At 65.6% G+C, this 4,477-nt stretch carries 4 protein-coding genes; 1 reads left to right on the top strand and 3 read right to left on the bottom strand.

Annotation, left to right across the window (positions count from 1 at the left end):
* A partial coding sequence (locus QOJ24_RS07305) for a gamma-glutamyltransferase family protein (protein WP_526260321.1) occupies positions 1–1,480 on the top strand: 1,480 nt, incomplete at its 5' end.
* A gap of 24 nt (positions 1,481–1,504) precedes the next feature.
* Here the strand turns inward: QOJ24_RS07305 and QOJ24_RS07300 are convergent.
* The 3 genes from QOJ24_RS07300 to QOJ24_RS07290 form a co-directional block, all read right to left on the bottom strand.
* Positions 1,505–2,452: an amidohydrolase family protein gene (locus QOJ24_RS07300; protein WP_526260320.1), complete on the bottom strand. Its 948-nt coding sequence runs from the start codon at positions 2,450–2,452 to the stop codon at positions 1,505–1,507.
* A 31-nt stretch (positions 2,453–2,483) separates the two neighbouring features.
* Positions 2,484–3,488 carry an amidohydrolase family protein gene (locus QOJ24_RS07295; protein ID WP_526260319.1) on the bottom strand — a complete coding sequence of 335 codons (1,005 nt, stop codon included), beginning with the start codon at positions 3,486–3,488 and terminating at the stop codon, positions 2,484–2,486.
* A gap of 79 nt (positions 3,489–3,567) precedes the next feature.
* The coding region (locus QOJ24_RS07290) for an NAD(P)H-dependent amine dehydrogenase family protein (protein ID WP_526260318.1) at positions 3,568–4,477 on the bottom strand (910 nt) is incomplete at its 5' end.

The raw sequence follows: 4,477 nt of genomic DNA, 5'->3' as shown, positions 1-4,477 counted from the left end.
GGCGATGCTCGCCGACGGCGGCAGCGCGGCCGACGCGGCGCTGGCCGCAGCGATCACCCTGACCCTGGTCGAGCCGGTGTCCAACGGCATCGGCTCGGATGCCTTCGCCATCGTGTGGGACGGCGAGAGGTTGCACGGGCTGAATGCCTCAGGGCGGTCGCCTGCGGCGTGGACGCCGGAATACTTCCGCGGCGGCCCGGTGCCGGTGCGGGGCTGGAACTCGGTCACCGTGCCAGGCGCGGTGTCGGCGTGGACCGCACTACACGCCCGTTTCGGCAAGCTACCGTTCGCGCGGGTCTTCGAGCCGGCGATCGGCTACGGACGCAAGGGGTTCCTCGTCTCGCCGACGGTGGCCGCGCAGTGGGCCGGGCAGGTGCCGGAACTGCGATCGCAGCCGGGGTTCGCCGAGGCGTTTCTTCCGGATGGGCGAGCGCCGGCGCCAGGGGAGCGGTTCCGGCTTCCGGAGCACGCGGCGACGTTGGAAACGATTGCGGCGACCGGCGAGGAGGCGTTTTATCGGGGCGCGCTTGCGGCGGCCATGGAGGTGCATTCAGCCGCGAACGGTGGCGCAATGATGGCCTCCGACTTGGCGGCTCACCGCGCGGACTGGGTCGATCCGATCAGCATCGACTACCGCGGATACACGCTGCACGAGATCCCCCCGAACGGCCAGGGGATCGTCGCGTTGATCTCTCTTGGCATTCTGCAACACTTCGACATGGCCTCGCTCCCAGTGGATTCGGCGGACAGCGTGCATCTGCAGATCGAGGCGATCAAGCTTGCATTCGCCGACGCGCTGGCCTACGTGGCCGACATCGATCACATGCCGGTGCGGCCGAATCAGCTGCTGGACGCCGACTACCTCAGGCAGCGGTCGACGTTGATAGACCCGGCGCGGGCCAAGCCGGTTTCGGCAGGCAGGGCGCCGAAGGGCGGCACGGTGTATCTGACCGCGGCCGACGCCGACGGCATGATGGTGTCGATGATCCAGTCCAACTACGACGGCTTCGGGTCGGGCGTAGTTGTGCCGGGCACTGGGATCTCGCTGCAGAACCGCGGCACCGAGTTCAGCGCGACCCCGGGGCACCCGAATCTCGTTGGGCCGCGAAAGCGTCCGTACCACACCATCGTTCCCGCCTTCCTTACCAAAAACGGCGCACCGGTGATGAGCTTCGGCGTGATGGGCGGCACCATGCAGCCACAAGGGCACATGCAGCTGATCGTCCGTATCGCCGACTACGGCCAGAACCCGCAGGCGGCGTGCGACGGGCCGCGGTTTCGCTGGCTGCACGGCATGCAGGTGAGCCTCGAAGACGGCTTCCCGCCGGCAACGATCGGCGAGCTGCGCCGCCGCGGCCACGATCTTGTCGTGGTCAACGACTACAACCAATTCGGCAGCTGCCAGGCGATCTGGCGGTTGCCGGACGGGTATCTCGCGGCAAGCGACCCGCGTCGCGACGGGCAGGCCGCCGGTTTCTAGCTCTGCTCCCGGCCTCGTCGCTGTTCAGAGCCCGAAGAGGTGTTGGGCGTTGCGGTAGGCGATCTTGTCCCGGTCGGCCGGGCTGATCGGGGCTTCGGCAAGAAACTTTGCGTGTTGAACCGGGTCGCCGAAGGGATAATCGCTGGAGAACATGATGTGGTCGGCGCCGAACACCTGCAGGGCGCACAGCAGCGGCGGGGTGGTGGTGTAGCCGCAGATGGTGATGTGTACGTGTTCGCGGACAACTTGTGCTACTGACGGGCTCTCGGGGTTGGCCCGGCTGAGAATGGAGTCTGCGCGCATGAGGGAGAACGGCAGGTTCTCGCCCATGTGCCCGACAACGATCTGCAACTTGGGATGTCGGCTGAAGACGCCGGTTGCTGCGAGTCGCAATATGTGCAGACCCGTTTCGGCATGCCAGCCCCAGGCCGCGGTGGCCAAGGCCCTGCCGGCTGATTCCGGAAGGCCACCGAAGTAGACTCTGGCGACCTCCGGCGGGGGATAGGTGGGGTGCAGATAGATCGGCACGTCGAGCTCCTCGATGGCCGTGAGTAATTCATCGAACTCAGGTGCGTCCAGGAAGCGTCCGTGGGTGTGCCCGTTGATGACCACCCCGCAGAATCCCAGCTCGGTGATCGCCCTCTTGGCTTCGACGATCGCGGCGTCCGAGTCTTGGGTGGGCAGAGTGGCCAATGCGCTGAACCGGATTGGATGCACCGCAACGATTTCGGCGCAGCGGTCATTGAGCGCTCTACTGAGCTCGGCCGCGCGCTCGGCGGGGACCTGCTGGGATCCCGGCGCGACCACAGACAGCACCTGCAAGTCGATGCCCGCGTCGTCCATAACGCGCAGCCGCTGCTCACCGACATCCACCAGTTTCGCGGTGAACGAATCGGGCGCCATCGGAGTGGCCCACACCTCGTCGATGAGATCACCGAGAAGCACGTGTTCTTCAAGGGAGATCAGTGTCATGGCGATTCATTCGTCGTCCGTGCTGCGCGGTTCAGGCCACGGTGTTCACAGAGAATCGGGGCAGCAGGGTCTGTGCGTTGCCGTGCATTACCTGCGCGAGGACCTCCGGCCGGTTCGCGAAGTAGGTGTCGACGTTGGTCGTGTACCAGCCGGCCATTTGTGGGCTGACCGCGGGGAAGTCGGTGCCGAACAGAATCCGTTCGGGTGGCACGAAGTTCTCCAGCGCCACCAGGTTCGTCTCGAAACCCGACAACGCTGTCTCGAAGTAGAAGGTGCGGAAGTCGGCGATGATCTCCTCGGGACTGAGCTCACAACCGAGGTAATGGGAGAGCACCGCGACCCGCGCGGCGAGGAATGGTGTACTTCCGCCGGAGTGCGAAAGGATAATCCTCGTGTTCGGGTACTGCCGTTTCCGGCCACTAGTGACGAGATCCGCTGCAGCCTTGTAGGTTTCGTTCGGCACCTCGCTCACGGGCGTGGGCAGAAACCGATTCGGCATCCGGTTGCGACCCGGTGTCTGCTCGCCGTGGAGAAAGACAAGCGTGCCGCGCCGGTCGAGCTCGGCCCACAGTGGCTCGAAGAGGTCGTCGCCCAGCGACCGGGCCTCCTCACCCGTGCCGTAGACGTTGGTCAGGGTGATGCCGTCGGCGTCGAGCTCGTCGAGGGCATAGGTGAGCTCGTCGAGCGCGGCATCGACGTCGGTGGGGGTGGGCAGGTGCGCGAAGAAGCCGAACCGGCCGGGGTGGTCGTCGACCGTCTGGCGGGCGATGGTGTTGACCTCGCGGGCGAATGCCCGACGGTCCGGCGCGGGTAGGCCAGACTCCAGGTCGCTCGGCAGAGACAGCAGGGCGGTCTGAATACCGAGGCCGTCCATGAATGCGAGGCTGAGTTCCGGTGTCCAGTGTGGCGCGCCGCCGGGAAACCGCCAGCCGGAGTTTGCGATGAGGCCGCGCTGTGTGAAGTCGGCCAGCTCGCCACCCGGGAAGAGATGATGGTGGAAATCGACCCGTGCGGGCCATGGACTGCTTATCGCCATACCACCAGTGAAGCAATTGATTCACTCGTGTGAATTGTTGCTAGCTGCAACTGTTTTTCCTGCCCGCAGTGGCCGCGCTTCAGCTCGGGATTCCGACCAGCCGGCTGTCCGGCGACGGGCCGGACAACTGCTTCACCAATCCCTTGCCTGTGATCAGCGGCAGGTCCAACGCCGACAGGAGCCCCGGTTTCGCGGCGCAGACCGCAGGAATCGCGTTGACCATCCGGGACGCGCCGGCCATCCTCGCGCCTAGATCGTGATCGTGGTCGTCTGCCATTTCGAATTCGCACCGCATGCTGGGCGAACCCTCGATCTCGACACGGTAGACGCCGCGGCCAGAGGCTCCGCCGTAACCCAGATCACGCGGCTGGATCGATATGTGTGGTTGCGGCCAGTCCGGCGCGATGTCGTCGTGCATGCGGCTGACGTGGTCGACGACGAAGGTCGGATCGCCCTCGACATACCCGGTCAACGTGGACCGCATCCCGGCGATTGTCCCGGCGGCGATGCGCCCGGTCGGGGTGTCGAACGAGATGGCCGCGGGTATGCGCTCGACCGTTTCCTTGACGTCGTCGATCTGAACGCCCAAGCCGTCGGCCAACTGGTGCAGCACCGGCCCCCAGCCAAAGGTGAACACCCCGGGTGTCGCTGCGAACGGGAGCTCTTCTGGCGGCTTGCCGAATCCGAGGATGTCATACACGGCGGACGCGTCCGGGTAGGTCGCATAGTTGAACATCTCGGTGACACGCATGGACTCGATGGCGCGTGCGACCCCCGACAGTGCCAGCGGAAGCACATCATTGGCGAACCCGCTGTCGATGCCGGTGGTGAAAAACGACACTCCACCCGCAAGTGCGGCCTCGCGCAAAGGGTCGGTGAACGCCGGATCGACCGCTTTGGGATACACCAACGGAACGACCGAACACGACACCACGTTCTTCCCGGCGCGCAGGATCGACACCATGTCGTTGACCGCCTCCAGCGGCCGC

It is taken from the genome of Mycobacterium sp. (genome assembly GCF_032159775.1).
Classification (GTDB): Bacteria; Actinomycetota; Actinomycetes; order Mycobacteriales; family Mycobacteriaceae; genus Mycobacterium.
Note: the sequence above shows the minus strand (reverse complement) of the source record. Positions and strands in the feature narration are given on the sequence as shown.